The sequence below is a fragment of the Sandaracinus amylolyticus genome (genome assembly GCF_021631985.1).
Classification (GTDB): domain Bacteria; phylum Myxococcota_A; class Polyangia; order Polyangiales; family Sandaracinaceae; genus Sandaracinus; species Sandaracinus amylolyticus_A.
This window is the reverse complement of record NZ_CP070226.1, coordinates 135125-150198: the sequence shown is the minus strand read 5'-3', so window position 1 is coordinate 150198 and position 15074 is coordinate 135125. Positions and strand designations below refer to the sequence as shown.

At 68.1% G+C, this 15074-nt stretch carries 18 protein-coding genes; 12 read left to right on the top strand and 6 right to left on the bottom strand.

The window, feature by feature from the left end; translation table 11 throughout:
- The first annotated feature begins 213 nt into the window (after window positions 1-213).
- The 5 genes from I5071_RS46265 (at window position 214) to I5071_RS46250 (ending at window position 3033) form a co-directional block, all read left to right on the top strand.
- A complete protein-coding gene (locus tag I5071_RS46265; protein ID WP_206607039.1) occupies window positions 214-1245 on the top strand; it encodes a sigma-54 interaction domain-containing protein in 1032 nt (343 codons plus the stop codon).
- 104 nt (window positions 1246-1349) lie between these two features.
- Window positions 1350-1493 carry a hypothetical protein gene (locus tag I5071_RS46260; protein WP_206607038.1) on the top strand — a complete coding sequence of 48 codons (144 nt, stop codon included), beginning with the start codon at window positions 1350-1352 and terminating at the stop codon, window positions 1491-1493.
- A gap of 621 nt (window positions 1494-2114) precedes the next feature.
- Window positions 2115-2246, top strand: coding sequence for a hypothetical protein (locus I5071_RS46785; RefSeq protein ID WP_268921269.1), 132 nt, complete (start codon window positions 2115-2117; stop codon window positions 2244-2246).
- Window positions 2247-2280: 34 nt separating this feature from the next.
- On the top strand, window positions 2281-2655 hold the full coding sequence (locus I5071_RS46255; RefSeq protein ID WP_206607036.1) for a hypothetical protein: 375 nt from the start codon (window positions 2281-2283) through the stop codon (window positions 2653-2655).
- 9 nt (window positions 2656-2664) lie between these two features.
- Window positions 2665-3033 carry a hypothetical protein gene (locus I5071_RS46250; protein WP_206607035.1) on the top strand — a complete coding sequence of 123 codons (369 nt, stop codon included), beginning with the start codon at window positions 2665-2667 and terminating at the stop codon, window positions 3031-3033.
- Between the two features lie 626 nt (window positions 3034-3659).
- Here I5071_RS46250 and I5071_RS46245 read toward each other — a convergent pair.
- A complete protein-coding gene (locus tag I5071_RS46245; protein WP_236607766.1) occupies window positions 3660-4367 on the bottom strand; it encodes a formylglycine-generating enzyme family protein in 708 nt (235 codons plus the stop codon).
- A gap of 157 nt (window positions 4368-4524) precedes the next feature.
- Between I5071_RS46245 and I5071_RS46240 the strand changes: the two genes are divergently transcribed.
- The 3 genes from I5071_RS46240 (at window position 4525) to I5071_RS46230 (ending at window position 6161) form a co-directional block, all read left to right on the top strand.
- Entirely contained in the window at window positions 4525-5337 is an 813-nt protein-coding gene (locus I5071_RS46240) for a hypothetical protein (protein ID WP_236607765.1), read from the top strand.
- A 202-nt stretch (window positions 5338-5539) separates the two neighbouring features.
- Window positions 5540-5890: a hypothetical protein gene (locus I5071_RS46235; protein ID WP_206607032.1), complete on the top strand. Its 351-nt coding sequence runs from the start codon at window positions 5540-5542 to the stop codon at window positions 5888-5890.
- Between the two features lie 22 nt (window positions 5891-5912).
- Window positions 5913-6161, top strand: a complete 249-nt coding sequence (locus I5071_RS46230; protein WP_206607031.1) for a hypothetical protein — start codon at window positions 5913-5915, stop codon at window positions 6159-6161.
- Between the two features lie 19 nt (window positions 6162-6180).
- On the opposite strand, the gene I5071_RS46225 is transcribed toward I5071_RS46230, so the two are convergent.
- On the bottom strand, window positions 6181-6684 hold the full coding sequence (locus I5071_RS46225) for a hypothetical protein (RefSeq protein WP_206607030.1): 504 nt from the start codon (window positions 6682-6684) through the stop codon (window positions 6181-6183).
- Window positions 6685-7746: 1062 nt separating this feature from the next.
- Here I5071_RS46225 and I5071_RS46220 point away from each other — a divergent pair.
- Both I5071_RS46220 and I5071_RS46215 read left to right on the top strand, forming a co-directional pair.
- Complete coding sequence (locus tag I5071_RS46220; protein ID WP_236607764.1) at window positions 7747-9831, top strand: FG-GAP repeat domain-containing protein; 2085 nt, start codon at window positions 7747-7749, stop codon at window positions 9829-9831.
- The gene (locus I5071_RS46215; protein WP_236607763.1) at window positions 9819-10073 is read left to right on the top strand and encodes a hypothetical protein; all 255 of its coding nucleotides are present in this window, start codon (window positions 9819-9821) and stop codon (window positions 10071-10073) included. Before I5071_RS46220 ends, I5071_RS46215 begins: the two co-directional genes overlap by 13 nt.
- Before the next feature lie 21 nt (window positions 10074-10094).
- Here I5071_RS46215 and I5071_RS46210 read toward each other — a convergent pair whose 3' ends face one another.
- Together I5071_RS46210 and I5071_RS46205 are read right to left on the bottom strand one after the other, a co-directional pair.
- The gene (locus I5071_RS46210) at window positions 10095-10388 is read right to left on the bottom strand and encodes a hypothetical protein (RefSeq protein ID WP_236607762.1); all 294 of its coding nucleotides are present in this window, start codon (window positions 10386-10388) and stop codon (window positions 10095-10097) included.
- Window positions 10389-10853: 465 nt separating this feature from the next.
- A complete protein-coding gene (locus I5071_RS46205) occupies window positions 10854-11210 on the bottom strand; it encodes a hypothetical protein (protein WP_206607028.1) in 357 nt (118 codons plus the stop codon).
- Window positions 11211-11882: 672 nt separating this feature from the next.
- Between I5071_RS46205 and I5071_RS46200 the strand changes: the two genes are divergently transcribed.
- Together I5071_RS46200 and I5071_RS46195 are read left to right on the top strand one after the other, a co-directional pair.
- Window positions 11883-12101, top strand: coding sequence for a hypothetical protein (locus I5071_RS46200; protein WP_236607761.1), 219 nt, complete (start codon window positions 11883-11885; stop codon window positions 12099-12101).
- Between the two features lie 363 nt (window positions 12102-12464).
- Window positions 12465-12947 (top strand): hypothetical protein, encoded by a 483-nt coding sequence (locus I5071_RS46195; protein WP_206607026.1) that lies wholly within the window; start codon window positions 12465-12467, stop codon window positions 12945-12947.
- Window positions 12948-13856: 909 nt separating this feature from the next.
- On the opposite strand, the gene I5071_RS46190 is transcribed toward I5071_RS46195, so the two are convergent.
- Both I5071_RS46190 and I5071_RS46185 read right to left on the bottom strand, forming a co-directional pair.
- Window positions 13857-14549 carry a hypothetical protein gene (locus tag I5071_RS46190; protein ID WP_206607025.1) on the bottom strand — a complete coding sequence of 231 codons (693 nt, stop codon included), beginning with the start codon at window positions 14547-14549 and terminating at the stop codon, window positions 13857-13859.
- A 40-nt stretch (window positions 14550-14589) separates the two neighbouring features.
- Window positions 14590-15030 carry a hypothetical protein gene (locus tag I5071_RS46185; RefSeq protein WP_206607024.1) on the bottom strand — a complete coding sequence of 147 codons (441 nt, stop codon included), beginning with the start codon at window positions 15028-15030 and terminating at the stop codon, window positions 14590-14592.
- Between the last annotated feature and the right edge of the window lie 44 nt (window positions 15031-15074).

Sequence of the window (15074 nt, the reverse complement as noted above, 5' to 3'; positions counted from 1 at the left end):
CGGCGAGGTGCGCGCGCTCGCGATGCGCGGCGCGGGCGTGCGCTGGTGCGATCGCCCGAGCGTGCGACGCAGGTGCTCCCGCGGGCGTCGAGCTGGTGCGCGGCGACGGGTTGACTGACCCGTTCCGTCCGACGCGGCATGCGCACTGTCGCCGGAACATTCTTTCGACTCGTTCTATCCTCATTCCAAAGTTACCGAGGATAGTAGGGCCTCGTGCAGTACGTCGAGAATAGTTCATACACGATCGACTCCGAATCCCCGGGTGACCTCGAGCCGCGCTCGAGCGTGAACTCCTTCGGAACGCTCGTCGGAACCTCGGAAGTCATGCAGCGCGTTTTCGCGCGGCTCGAGCGTGCTGCACCGTCCGACGCAACAATTCTTCTGACCGGCGAGACTGGAACGGGGAAGGAAGCCGCCGTGGAGTCCATCCACGAGCGCGGTGCGCGCTCGGAAGGACCGTTCGTGGTGGTGGACTGCAGTGCGATTCCGTCGACTCTCCTCGAGAGCGAGCTGTTCGGGCACGAGCGCGGAGCGTTCACCGGCGCGGGCGCTCAGCGCATCGGAGCGCTCGAGGCCGCCAACGGAGGCACGTTGTTCCTCGACGAGGTCGGCGAGCTTCCGATCGACCTCCAGCCGAAGCTCTTGCGCGTGCTCGAGAGTCGCCGCGTGAAGCGAGTTGGGGCGCACGCGTACCTGCCCTTCAACGTTCGCGTCATCGCGGCGACGAATCGCGATCTCCGCGACGAGGTTGCGGCTCGACGATTCCGCGCCGACCTCTATTACCGGCTCGCAGTGGTGGAGATTCAGCTTCCGCCGCTGCGGGAGCGTCTCGAGGACATCCCGATCCTGGTGGAGCATCTGCTCTCCTCGCGTCACGGCGTGGTGCCCGCGTTCATTCAATCGCGGCAATTCCTGGAAAGCCTCCAGCGATACGAATGGCCGGGCAATGTCCGCGAGCTGCGCAACTACCTCGAGCGCTGCGTCACGCTGAACGAGGCCGCGCCTCTCGGCGCCGGTGCGCGATCGGAGCGCGATACCGAATCGACGGCCGCCCGCGCCCCGCTCGAGATCGATCCCGATCGCCCCTATCGGAAGCAGCGCGACGAATGGCTGCGCGAGTTCGAGGTACGTTATCTTGAGTGCCTGATCGCGAAGCACGGCGGCAACATCACCGCCGCCGCGCGCAGCGCCGAGCTCGACCGCGCGTACCTCTACCGTCTCCTCTGGCGCAACCAGATGCGCTGACGCCGCGGTCGTTGCGGTGAGAAGCGTGCCCGCCGAACTGGCCGCAGCGTACGACGCGCGCCGCGGTGCTCGGCTCGTGATGCGCGCGCGAACAACCGCGCCTGATGAGCTCGAAGAAGCAGGCTGCGCTCTGGGCCAGAGTGCCTCCCGGCGTGGTCGCGCCGGTCGTCGAGGCGAGCGCCGATGCGGGCGTGCCCGAGGGCCCGACGCTGCCGTCGTTCCTGCGCATGCGCATGCGCGGCTTCTAACGTGAGCATCGATCGCGAGGAGGTCGACGGCGAGCGCGCGTTCTTCCGCACCGTGCGCGGCACCTACGTGCTCGCGGAAGCGCAGCCACCCGCGATGCGCAGCGTCGTGCTCGGCGGGAGTGGCGCCCCCCGCTCGCGTTCGTGTATCGCCGCGGCGTGCGCGCGCTGGTGTGACGAGGGGAATGGATCGGGCGCGCGGCGTGCTCAGGTCGCGACGTGCAGAGACGAGCGACGGCGCCGCGCCTCTTGCCGTGGGTGCTCTCGGCGGGCGCGCACGTCGTCGCCGTGGCCGTCGTGCCGAGCGCTCGGTGGGGCGAGCCATCGACTCCGCGCAGAGACGCCGGCGCGGACGTTGACGTGTTCGAGCTGACGATCGCGGAGCGCTCGGGTGACCTCGCGCTCGCTCGCCCGCGGGACGGCGTCGCAGGGACCGAGGTGTCCGGGCGCGTGCGTGCCCGTCGGGCTTCATCGGATCGACCCGCGCGGTGGGAGCCATCGACGATCGACCCGGGCTCATCCGCCACCGACGCGCGGACGACGCTCGGCGCCGCGACGTCCGCGACGGACGCACCGTCGACCGACACGCCGCGGACCGCGCCGGACGCAACAGCCGAGTTCCCGTTGCTCGATCCCGAGCACGTCGCGGGCGCGTTGCTGTCGATCGGACCGAGCACGCCCGAAGCGGACGCGGCACGCGCCGAGCGCGCGATCGAGGAGCGGCTCGACGCCGAGCTGCGCGCGCGCGCGCGATGACAAGGCCCACATCACGCACACACCGATCGAGCTCGTGCGCCGGCCCGACGGCAGCTACGTGCATCGCGGCGTCGGTTTCACCGCCGTCATCCGGCCCGACGGGTCGGTGCAGTTCGGCGATCGCGACCACGTCGCGCTGGGGGCCCGCGATCCAATGCAGACCGACGGCTCGGGCGCGGCGGTCGAGCCGCGGCGCGACCCGGAGCTCCCCGACGCGCTCGCCGATCTCGTGGAGCCGCTCGCTCCGATCATCGATCCGCTGACCGCGATTTCGATGGATCCGAACCAGGTGCGCGCGCCCGACGGAACCTCCGCGCTGCCCGAGCTCCTCTCCGAGCCGGGCGGAGCGATCGCCACCATCGACCCGCCCGATGCCAGGTTCGGAATCGGTGGCACGTTCGACGCGTAGGGCGCGGCGATGCGCGCCGCGGGACAGGATCCGAACGCCGCGGAGCGGCTGCGGTTCCTCGATGAGACCGAGGAGCTCCGCGATCGACTGACCGACGCGCACGCCGCGCGCGAGCGCGCGGCGGCGCTGCCCCGACTGCGCGCGCGCGTCCGGCGAATCTGGGCCGCCTCACGTCCCGCCGCCGATCGCCGCCGCGCGCTCTTCGAGCTGTGGGACGACGCGAGCGAGGACGACGTGGGCCGCTCGGCGCGTGAAGCGATCGAGCGCTTCGTGCGCGAGGAGTTCCCCGAGGGCTCCGCCGATGCCTATTCCGATTGCGAGATCGAGCACCTCAACGCCTCGCGAGAGAGCACCGGACGCTTCGCGCCGTACCGCTGATCTCCATCTCCATCCTCGCGCGCGCAGGCCCTTGCCGCTCTGGCGCGACGCGGGATGGCTCGCGTGGGGCGACCGCGCCGTCGGGCGCCTCGCTCGCGTGCGTGGCCGCGCTGCTCTCGTTCTCCGACGGACACGACGCGCGCCTCGCGCTCGCGGGCGCTTCGCTCGCCGCCGCCGCGATCGGCGAAGGCTCGGGTCGACGAAGCGCTGGGCCTCGCCTCAGCCGCCGAGGCATCGCTCGAGGGGAACCCGATCGCGCGCGCGATCCTCCGCCACGTCGAGCGCCGCCGCATCGCGAAGGGCGCGGTGCGGCGCGTCACCCAGGTGCCGGGCCGCGGCATCACCGCGGTCGGCGCGGCGAGCGAGGCGATGTCGTGGGCAGCCGCCAGCTCCTGCTCGACGAGGCATCAGCATCGCGGTCGGCGACGTCGACGCGGAGCGCGCCGGGAAGCGGGGGCCTGAGCGTCGTGTTCGTGGGCGTCGATCGCAAGCTGCGCGCGGTGGTGATGCTGCGCGACGAGGACCGCCCTGGTGCACGCGCGGCGGTGCAGCTCCGCAGGACTGGTCGCTTACGCGTACCCGCTGACGTGATCTTCCAGTCGGTTGACAGAGGTTTGCGTTTCTCGTCATGCGTCGAGTGCGCAGCGGAATCCTAGATCGGGAAGACGCGAGTGCGCGCGCACGATCGACGAGGCGATCGCACCGTCGCGCACGCACGCAGCCCGGTAAGAGCCTCCGAGCGCCCACGCGTGCCCGGGTGGAACCGGGGGATCATCGGGCTCGCTACAGACCCACTCCCGCACGTTGCCCACGAGATCGAGGCAGCCGATCGGCGAAGCGCTACGCGGGAAGCGGTCGACGCGGCAGACGCCGCCGAAACGAGCCTCGGGGCAGTTGCAGCGCTGAGGGTCCCACCCGCCCCACGGGAACGGTGCGCCGCCCGGGCCGCGCGCAGCCGCGAGCCATTCGCTCCGCGTGGGAAGCCGCTTTCCGGCCCATTCGGCGTACTGCCACGCTTCGACGAGGCTGATACCAACGACAGGCCACCACAGGCTTTGAAGCGAAGGGCGTGTATCGCACCAATGCAGGGGCGGCATGCCTCCATCGCGCACGAACTGCGCGTAGTCGACATTCGTCACCTCGGTTACGTCGAGCCATGACTGCCGCGCACCGGCGGTCACGAGCACCATTCCGGGCGGGCCGATCACATCACTGGATGAGTCGACCTCGAGGGCCGCTCCGACGCTCTCCGCGAACGGTTCTCGCCGCAGCGCGGCGAGCCGCCTGTTCGGCACGGTCGCTTGCTCGTCGTCATCGGCCAGGTCGTATGGCATCGACTGTCCTCCATTCGCGCGGGTGGTCGCGATGCGCATGTCGAGTGCTCGCGCGGCCCTCGATGCGACGAGGGACCCAATGCCATGCACAGTGTCGGACTCCCATCGCCATCGCGCGAACCGACCTACGCAACAAGTACACCAAAGCTGTCGCAACGTGGCGGCCGACGTGTGCGGGTCGGCGACTCTCCACCGTGCTCGATTCGGTCCGATCCCCAGTGCGATTCTGGCGCACGCCACGCACACGCTGAAGACGCGAACATTGATGTCGGATCAGCAACAGTGCTGTCTGCGTCGCGACGGCACGGGCGCCGCACACCGCGCTCTCTCGCTTCTCGGCGCGGCACGACTCTCGCATTCGCGCGCACACATGGTTGATATCACCGAATCGTCTCCGCGATTGCTCCAACACCGCATCACCGTCGGGCTCGACGGAGGCTTCGACGAGAGCGACATCGACCGGGCGTTTCGTGCTCTGCGCTGGCCGCTTGTCGACGCGTCGCACGTCGGACGCTCCACCTCGGACGAGTCGTGGGAAGTCGCTGCGCTCGCGCGATCAGTCGTGCGCGTGACGGGACCGGTCCCGTGGCTTCTGTGCATCGAGAGTACGTCGGTCGAGGAGGCCGAGTTGGTCGTGAATATTCTCGGGTTCTTGCTTCCGGTTCGTTGCGCGGACGATCTCGTGCATGTGCTTGAGGCGGACGAGCTCGACGTGCCGCAGCGCACGCACGCAATCACTACGTTGCTCGCGATGGTCGAGGTCCCGAACGAGAGATGCGCGGAGCTGATCGCGCTCATGCTCGAGCACGCGAGCCCCAACGTTCGCGCGGCGGCCGTGCACGGGGTGCAAAGACACGACGTCGAGCGCTGGGCTGTATCACTACGTGCGATCGCCGCGTCCGACCCGGTCGAGGCAATCCGTGAGAAGGCCCGCGTGCTCGTGTCCCAACCCGCATCGACGCAGAAGTGATGTACGGCTCTTCGCGTTCGGCTTCTCGGAGTGCACGTCGGACCTCCTCGTGTTCGTCGCGGCTTGCTCCCCACGCGTGATCTCCAATCGTTGTCATGAACGAACATCCTCTCTACGGTCGACCCGTCGGTGAGCACGCGGGCGCTTCGGCGCCGGCGGCTGGCTCTGGTACGTCGGCGGGATCCTCGTCGTCGCCGGTGTGATGAACACTGGTCAGGGCGCGCTCGCGTTGTTCGGCGAAGCGCCCGACGCGCTGACGAAGATCGGCATGGGCGTCGTCGCCGGCGCGATCGGCGCGCTGATGTTGCTGTACTGCGCGACGAAGTGGCGGCAGCAGGTCGTCGTGTACGAGCGCGGGCTCGTGCACACGAAGCTGCTCGGTCGCCAGGAGGTCGCGTTCGCCGACGTCACGCACGTGAAGCTCGTCCGCGAGCATTCGAAAATGGGCACCGACGAGACGATCTACGTGGCGCTGCGCGATGGACGCGAGGTGTCGATCGGCGGCGTCACGAACATCGATCAGCTCGCCGGGATGATCCGGCACGCGCCCTGACCGCTCGGAGAGAGACCGTCAGATGACCTACTTGATGCCCCTCGTCGTGATCGTCGTCGTGGTCGCGTTCTTGATCCTGCAGCGACAGCGGCTCGCGCAGGCCGGACAGACCTACGCGCCCTTCGAGCTGAGCAAGCTCGCGCCACGTCTCGGCCTTCTCGATCGTGAACGGCGATCCCCATGCTCGCGCCGCACAACACGGTCGGAAGTACGCGCTGCCGAGCCCCGTCTATGCGGCGAGGGTCTCGCGGTCCAGGCTGCGAGCCTATGAGTGTTCAGACTCGGGGGGATCAATCGTCGCGGGAGCATTGCGAGCGCTCCACGCCGCCGTCGGGCAGAGCGAGCACCGCCTCGCACCCAACCAGGCGGAACCGTGGCGTTCCATCACGACGCAAGTAGCGCCAGCGCCGCGCCGCGAATCCGGGAGGCGCCTGCTCGACAGCCTCGATGCGCCAGCCGGCGCGCACGCGGGTAATCTCGGCGTGTGCGGCGTGGTCGAGCTGCAGCGAGAGGCAGAGCGCCGAGGTGTCGTTGAGACGGGGCTGGAGCAGGAACCACGACGGGTTCGCGGTCGCGGTCTGGTCCACCACCCAAACGCTGCCGTCGTCAATCGGCGCAGCGATACGGCGAACAATGTTCTCGTCGCCCAGCGCCGCGGCGCCCCAGGTCTGCTGTACGAACGCGTCGACGCTCTCGAAGCAGTCTCCTAGCGCGGGAACGCGTGGCGTCGCAGTGGCGACCTCTGGGTGGACCCAGACAACGGCGACCAGAGCGCAGGTCAGACGCAACGACATGGGCGCGAGAACCGCGTCGCACACAACACCTATTCCGTGCCCGCGAGACCGATCTCCAAGCGCGTCAAACGTGGCGAGGTCGTTCGATGATTCTGCGCTGGACGGCCGCTGGCACCTTCGAGGTCGAGCGCGGCCTCCGCCGCCTCAAGGGACATGCGCACATGTCGAAGCTGATTGTAGCCGCTGCGTGAGCCCTGCTTCACAACGAGGTCGTGATGTCGAAGGTTGGGCGGGTGGTCTCGAGGCTCAGGACCCGCGCACGCAGCTCTTCGAGCGTCGTCGTCTCGCTGCCCGCGTGCGCCACCGCCCTGTCGTAGCTGAACCGAGCGACGCGTCGATCGAGGACGCTGCCCGCGCTGTGTCCGTCTTGCGGGCAACTTCACATCGAGGGTCTCGTGTCCCCAGGAAAGCCAGGGACGCTCGATTCCGACCCCGCCGTCGACGATTCAGCGTCGATGTTGCGCAGCAGTCAACATCCCAGGACGGAGACCGCCGAGACGGAACCTTCTCGGCTTGCCGTGCCGTGCGGGTCCGTCGACGAAAAGCGTAGTTCGCCTCCTATTCTCGGCGGCGAGAGATACCTGCTGTCGGGCGTGCTTCTTGCTGAAGCGCAACAATCGTACACGAGGCTTCGACAAAGCTCGCAACGAGGTCACGAGCCGCAGTCGAGCACCGGGGCGGGAGCAAGAAAAGATGAACGACGAGCGATCGATGCTGAGCGACCCTGGACGACGTCGCGCAGCATTTCGTGGAGGCCCTCTGGTTCCGCTGGCGGCGCTCGCGCTGACCGCAGCTGCCGTTTCGGGGTGCAGTTGCGGCGACGAGAACGGGCTGCCCGACGACGGCGAAGACGGCGGCATGCAGAGCCACATGGACGGCTCCGTGCCCGGCTCGGACGGTGGCTCCCGCGACGCCGGTCGGCCGCCGGTCGATGCCTGGGCCGCAGCGTGTGACGAGGATCATCCGTGTCCCGGCGACTCCCGGTGCGTCGATGGGTTCTGCCGGCCCTACGGAGACGGAGGGACCAATGAAGGGTGCGCCCAACCGCCCCCTCCAGGTCCAATGCTGCCGTCGCTCCAGTGCGCCTTCGAGCGCGCGCCGACGGGCGATCCCATGCCGAATGCGATTAGCATCCGTCACACCCCCCTCGTAGCGAATCTGGGCATTCCTTCCGCCGACCCGACGGAGCCCACGCACGCGAGCATCGTGTACGTCGGGGTCCCCTCCACTGCGGGTTGTACAGGTCAAGGGGTCCTCCGCGTCCTCGATGGCGACGACTGCCGGCAGCAGGCAGTTTTCTACGACGGAGCGTGGCTGTTGCACCCATCAGTCACACCGGCAATCGGTGACCTCGATCCCGAGGCTCACAACGGCCCCGAGATCATCGCCGCGGCTGCGAGCGGCGGCCTCGTGGCGTTCAACGTGGACAGCGTCGGCGGAACGACTTCGATCACCCGAAGGTGGAGCACCACCCTTTCTGACGAAGAAACGCCGGACAGGTGGGGGCCGTCCGAGTGGGGTCGCCCCAATGACTGCCTGTGGGGCGGCGTGTCGCTGTACGACCTGAACGACGACGGTGTTCCGGAGGTGTTCTTCGAGGGCGCGGTGTGGGATTCGGACGGAGTTCGAATCACGACCGTGGTCGATCAGAGCACTCCTTCGGTCTCGTATCCCGTCATTGCCACCAACGGCGCGGCGATGGTGATCGGTGATTTCGACAGCGATGGAAAAGCCGAAGTCGTCGCTGGCAACTACACGTGGGAGTACGATCGCGCCAATCGTCGATTCGTCCGTGACGACGTCTACCGATGGGGCGTCGGTGTGCCCTCTGGTTACGTGGCCGTCGCCGAGCTGGCCGAGGTTCCCGGCCGGCCTGCGAACGAGCCCGAGATCGTCGTGGTGATGAACGGTTCGGTGTTCGTGACCACGCTCGAAGGTCAGGGTGGGCTCGGGGGCACCGCCCTCGCGACGATCGTTCTTGAGGGTAACGAGCCTACCCTCCGATACACGGGAGGCCCGCCCACGGTCGCTGACTTCGATGGTCTCCCCGGAGTCGAGATCGGCGTCGCCGGCGGGATCGCCTACGAGGTGTTCAAGCTCGAACCGGCGACCGGCGGTGGCTTCGAGCTGCGGCAACTGTGGTCGCAAGTCGCGCAGGATCAGTCGAGCAACCGCACGGGATCGTCGGTGTTCGACTTCAACTACGATGGCCGAGCCGAGGTCGTGTACGCAGACGAATGCTTCGCACGCGTGTACGACGGCCGGAATGGCGACGTGCTCTTCTCACAGGGCCGTGCTTCGTGGACCTGGCTGGAGAACCAGGTTGTCGCGAACGTCGATGGCGATTCCCCCGCGGAGTTCGTCGTGGGCTCGAGCGATCGCTGTGCCTCCGGCGCCGGGGGGCCCGCCTGCCCTCTCGTCGATCCGATCGATCGCGGCGTGCGGTGCGAGCTGGACAGCCACTGCCCGACCGGCGGCGTGTGTGATCAAGGGTTCTGCCGTTGTGACAGCAACACGGAGTGCCCCGCGAACTACCTGTGCTCGGCGCCGCTCGAGGGCACACCCGGAGGGACTGGCAACGTGTGCCGCGCTCAGCACGTGGGCTGCGAACCCGGAATTCGGATCTACGAAGGTGCCAATGGTCTGTGGGCCAGCTCGCGTCCGATCTGGAACCAGCACGCGTATCACGTGACCAACGTCGGCGACGACGGCGTAATCCCTCGCACGAGTGAGACCAGGCCGTACTGGCTGACCCCGAGGCTTAATAGTTTCCGTCAGAACGTGCAGCGCCTCCCCGACTCGACGGAGCCCAGCGCCGATGTGACGGTTCAATCGATCTCTGCGTACTGCGGCGATACGAGTGCGACGACCGACCTGTCGGCGACCATCTGCAACCGCGGCAACCAAGATCTCGAAGATGGGATCGCGGTGTCGTTCTACGCGGTAGGCGCGGATGGCGAATCCCGCACTCCCGGGTGTGAGGTGACGATCGCGACGCTCGACTCGGGTCAATGCACGCGGGTGGAGTGCGCGGCGTCTCTTGACGCGAGCGGACTCTTCGAAGTCGAAGCAGAGGATCAGTCGGGCGAGGAGGAGTGCGAAGTGGCCAACAACAGCTTGCGTACCTTCGGACAGTGCGTCGAGTGATCGCGACCAACCGCCAGGACAGCATCGGCGTCGCCGAGCGGCTCATGAAGGAGCTGCTCCAGGAGCACAAGAAGCACGAGCGCGAGCGCGCCGACAGGTCCGCGCGCTGGTCGAGCTGGCGATCGCGGGCGGGCCTCTCGCGGTCGACGCGATCGCGCGGCTGGGCGCCGCCGACGAGCTCGGGCGGCGCGTCCCGCCGGGCGAGCTCGACGCGATCGCACGCGCTCTCACTGCGCGCTTGATGCGGTACGCTCCCGCGGTGGTCACCGGATCTCGCGGCGCTCTTCGTCGCGCGGCGCAGCGTGCAACACGCGTCGCTCGTGCTGCGCCTCTACCCGGCCGAGTGGGAAGACGCTCGCGTCGATCGCCTTCGCGCGCTCGCGGGCGGCTGCGAGCCACGGCACGCGTTCACGCTGACCGATTCGCAATGGCTCGCGTGGCTGGCGACGCTGCGGACGCCAGCGACGGAGATCGATCGCTCGTGTCAACCCGTTCTCCGTTCTCCGTTGATGCGCGCGAACCCCGTGTGCGGTCGGGTGTTCGGCGCGAACATCCATACGGCGGGCGGCCCGCAGTGTTCGGCGCGAACCATAGCTCGGACCATGCGCGCCCTCTCGAGCCTCGCCCTCACACTCCGACCCTGCTCGCCGCTACTGCCGCCACGCGCGCCGACATCTTGCCGCCTCCGCGCGTGCCGACGCTCCTCGTCCAGAGCGTGCGCGCCGTCGACGGCGACGCCCCGCCGGAGGACCGCGTCGCCTCGATCGCGGCGGTTGAGCAGGCGACGACCGGCCTCCTCGATCGCGTGGAGCGCTGTGCGGGCGAACGGGGAGGGATCCTCTCTCGGGGCACGCTCCGTGCGCGCGTCCGCTACGAGCGCGGCGAGCGACCGGCGCGAGCCGTCGTCGTCGACGGTGAGCTCGGGCCGGCGCGCGCGTGCGTCGCGGAGATCATGGACCGCGCTCTTTCCTTTGCTCCTCGCGCGGGGCGCGCGGGCGATTGGACCGGCCTCGCGGGCGTAATCACTCGGCGGTGTCGAGGATGCAGTCGACGTACGCGTTGTTCTCGTCGACGCACCGGGCGGTCGGCGGTGAAGTGCACAGGTCATCCTGCGCGTCGGCGCACCGCCAGACTGCATCGATCTCCATCGCGCACCGATCCGCTGCAGCAACGATCGCTCGGCACAGCCCAGCGGGGTCGGCGATTTGATCACATTCGGGATCGGCATTCTGCTCGCCGACCGCAGCCTCGCATCGTTCTTGTGTGATGTCGAACGACTCGGCATCGGAAGCGCATCCAGCCAGCGATGCGGCGATCAGAGTGCCGAGAAGAGCGGAACGAACTGCGCACGCCAATCTCATGTCGCGCTCGCTGAGCAAGACTAGGACCGATCCGATGCACCCGAGAATGCATGAGTGCCGTCGGCACATTGTGGTGGCATAACCACGGGCGGTCCGACGAGCCTCTCGTCAAATGTTGCGTTGCACGCAACATCGCTGCTTTGCGCTCAACATTAACCGAGTGCGAGTTGCGCAAATCGTGCGATTTTCAGCGGCGCGCGGGTCCGATGCGCGCGGATTCGAGCACGGCACGGGGTTCGCTTTCTGAGCTTGAGAGTCGGTCTGCATGGGCACTCTTCGCTTCGGGTCAGCCGGGCGAGTCTATCTCGCGCTTGCGGTGGGCGCGCATGGTGTCGCGCTCGCATCCGTCGACGCGACGCTGGCCACGCGCTTCGGCGATCTCGACCTCTCAATCGGGAGCGTTCCGGCTCGACATCGCACGGTGAGACCGCGTGCGGGAGCGCCCGTATCTGCGCAGCGTCCGTAACTGCGATTGCTGCCGGCGCGCGACATACCTGCACACGATCGAATTCCGATGCGGCAGAACGCTTGTGGTCGGGTACGCGCATCGTGGTGATTGCGGTCTTCAAGACAGGCCGAGTTGTCGCTGGCAAGGCGCTACGCACCCGCACCGAGGAGAGAGTCGTCATGCACAGTCGGTCGCGCGGCCTTAGGTCTCCTCGCGTACGGACCACGGATCAGTGGCGCGCCGTGCCCGTCATCGACGGGCAGCTCCAGGAAGATAAGCCGCAGATCGATCCCGATCGCCCCTATCGGACGCAGCGCGACGAATGGCTGCGCGAGTTCGAGGTGCGTTATCTCGAGTGCCTGATCGCGAAGCACGGCGGCAACATCACCGCCGCCGCGCGCAGCGCCGAGCTCGACCGCGCGTACCTCTACCGTCTCCTCTGGCGCAATCAGATGCGCTGACGCCCCGCTGCGGTGAGAAGCGGGCCCGCCGAGCTGGCCGCAGCGTACGACGCGCCCCGCGATGCTCGGCTCGTGATGCGCGTGCGAACAGCCGCGGCTGATGAGCTCGAAGAAGCCGGCCGGGCAGTGGGCCAGAGTTCCGCAGGGACTGGTCCCTCTCGCGTACCGCGATCGGCCGCGGCATGTGGCGAAGAAACCGCACTTTGCGGTTCGACAACATACAGGCTCGCTCGTGCGCGTGGGAGGGCCGCACACGGATTGCACGGTCCGGCGTGTCGGTTCCTACACGCGCACCCTGCGGACTGCCGTTTTACTCGCGGCACGCGCGATGCGTGACGCGGCGCGCAGGAGGTCTCATTCGTCATGTTTTCTCGACTCGGATTCTTCGCGGCGTTCATCTGCATCGTGGCTTCGGCAAGCTCGGCGAGCGCGCAGACACTTACGTTCGATCGCGCGACGCTCGCGATCGATCCGGCGACGCTGGAGGTCGACGTCTCGGCGGATGCCGAGCTCGCGTCGATCGATGCCGAGGCTCAGGCGGCGACGGCGCTCTACGTGACGGCGACTGTGCTTCACGTCGGAGGGCTTGCGGCGGGCACGATCGTAGCCGTCGGCCACTCGATCGGCTGCGCGTTCGGTGGCTCGTGCGACGGCGGCGGCTATTTGATCGGCGCGGTTGTGTCGCTCTCGGCAGCGGCGCTCGGCCTGCTCTTGTATGTGCCTGCGATCGCGCTCGACGTCGACTCCGGCGTCCGCCGCCGCGCCTGGCGTGAGCGGCAGAGCATCAGCTTCGGTGCGGCGCCCACGGAGGGCGGCGCAGCGTTCTCACTGAGCGGCTCGTTCTGAACCAGGAAGGATGTAGCAGCACCAGCGCCTACTACCCGTACTGGTGCCGGTCGTATTCGAGCAATTGCTGTTACGCGCTTGACCCGCTCGAATCGCGGGCCTCGAAGCGCGCTGGCGCAATGCGCGGAGCTGGGCACCGGAGCGACGCTCATTCGGGCGCGCCTCAGCGCGCGAGCACGCGATCAAAGCTGGGGGAGAACTCAGCCAGTTTCACATCGATTTGGTTCGGTTCTTCCGGTTACCGGCCGAGCCAGGAGTGTATTCTGTCGAAGCCTCTCTCGGACGGTATCGCTCTCAACGTCTGGAATTTCGCATTCAGTGAGGTGTCCGCTGGCGAGCCGGTGAGTGTTCGGGCGCGAGCGAGCAGATCCTCGCCTCGAGCGCGATGCCGCACTGCGCGGCTGTTCCGGGGCCTCGGCTGGGTCCTCGGGTCGGTCGTTGTCTTTCGGTGCCTGCCGCCTGGCCTGCGTGCCCCTTGGAGGCGCTCTGCGACGAGGCCGGCGGAAACTATTGGGAACTCGCCACGTCGGTGGTCCGGGTCGGCCTTCGTCTTTCCCTGGCAGCGCTTCCGACCCCGTTTGACGGCGGCTGCAGCCGCGGTAATCCGCCTTCTCGAGCGGATCACCCCGCGCGCGGCTGGAGCGAGATCGGCGTACGGACGTCCGAGCGCGGCGAGCGGCCCACCGTATCTTTTTTACGCGCTCGGGCGCAGGGCCCCGACGGCAGCCAGATGGTGATCGATCTCGGTTCCCACTCACGTCGTCGTCGCCGCCTCCTCGTCGCGCACGTCGCCGCTTGCGCTTCCTCGACCAGCGTCTTCTCGTTGTCGAGGTCGTCGAATTCACCCACGCGACGACGGTATCACGGGCGTGCGCTACGGAATCCGTAGCGCACGTCCCGCCCGGGAAATCAGGGCTGCTCGAGGCGATCCGCGATCTGCTCGAGCGCCGGGACGATCTGCTCGATGAAGTAGAAGTTCCCGCTCGTGTGCTTGCCGTCGGCGCGGAAGCGCAGCCATCCGCCGTGCGACTCGAGGTGGATGCCGTACGCGCGCAGCGCGGGATCGAAGCGCGAGAGGAACGGCGCGAGCTTCGCGCCCACGCTCGGATCGTTCGCGGCGATCGTGAATTCGCGACCGACGTTCGGATCCCCGGAGCGCTGCACCGGCCACGGGTGACGGCGCGAGATCGCGCCGAGGCTGCTCTGGTTCGAGACGAGCTCGAATTCGGGCGCGCCGGGGCGCAGCTGCACCGCGATGAACGCGTCGTCGTAGTACGTGTACTTGATCTCGACGAGGCCGGTCTGGCGCTCGCGGCGGTGGTAGTAGAGGAAGTCGACGGGGCGACCGCGCGGCGAGCCCTGCAGGCGCACGTTCCACTCGTACGGCTTGTCGTCCGAGATGCGCGTCCCGACCGTGTTGTGCGGCGCGAGCATGATGTTCGCGCCGGGGTCGCCGTTGACGATCTGCAGGCCCAGACGGGGCGCGAGCTTGCTCAGCTCGAATGGAGCGTAGGTCTGGCCCGCCTGTGCGAGACGCTGGCGCTGCAGGACCATGAACGCGACGACGGCCACGAGCGCGACGAGGGGGATCAAGTAGGTCATCGGTCTGTCTCTCCGAGCTCGGTTCAGGGGGCGTGCCGGATCATCCGGCGAGCTGATCGATGTTCGTGACGCTGCCGATCGAGACCTCGCGACCGTCGCGCAGCGCGATGTGGATCGTCTCGTCGGTGCCCATCTTCGAGTGCTCGCGCACGAGCTCGACGCGCGTGACGTCGGCGAACGCGACCTGCTGCTGGCCCAGCAGCTTCGCGTACACGAGCCCTCGCTCGTACACGACGACGTGCTGGCGCCACCGCATCACCGCGACGAGCAGGATCGCGGCGCCGATCGCGCCCGCGACGACACCCATGCCGATCTTCGTCAGCGCATCGGGCGCTCCGCCGAACAACGCGAGCGCGCCCTGACCAGTGTTCATCACGCCGGCCGCGACGAGGATTCCGCCGATGTACCAGAGCCACCCGCCGGCGCCGAAGCGCCCCGAGTGCTCGCCGACCGGGCGACCGTAGAGAGGATGTTCGTTCATGGGTTCTTTCCTGGGAGGAGCGAGCCACGACGACGAAAACTCGC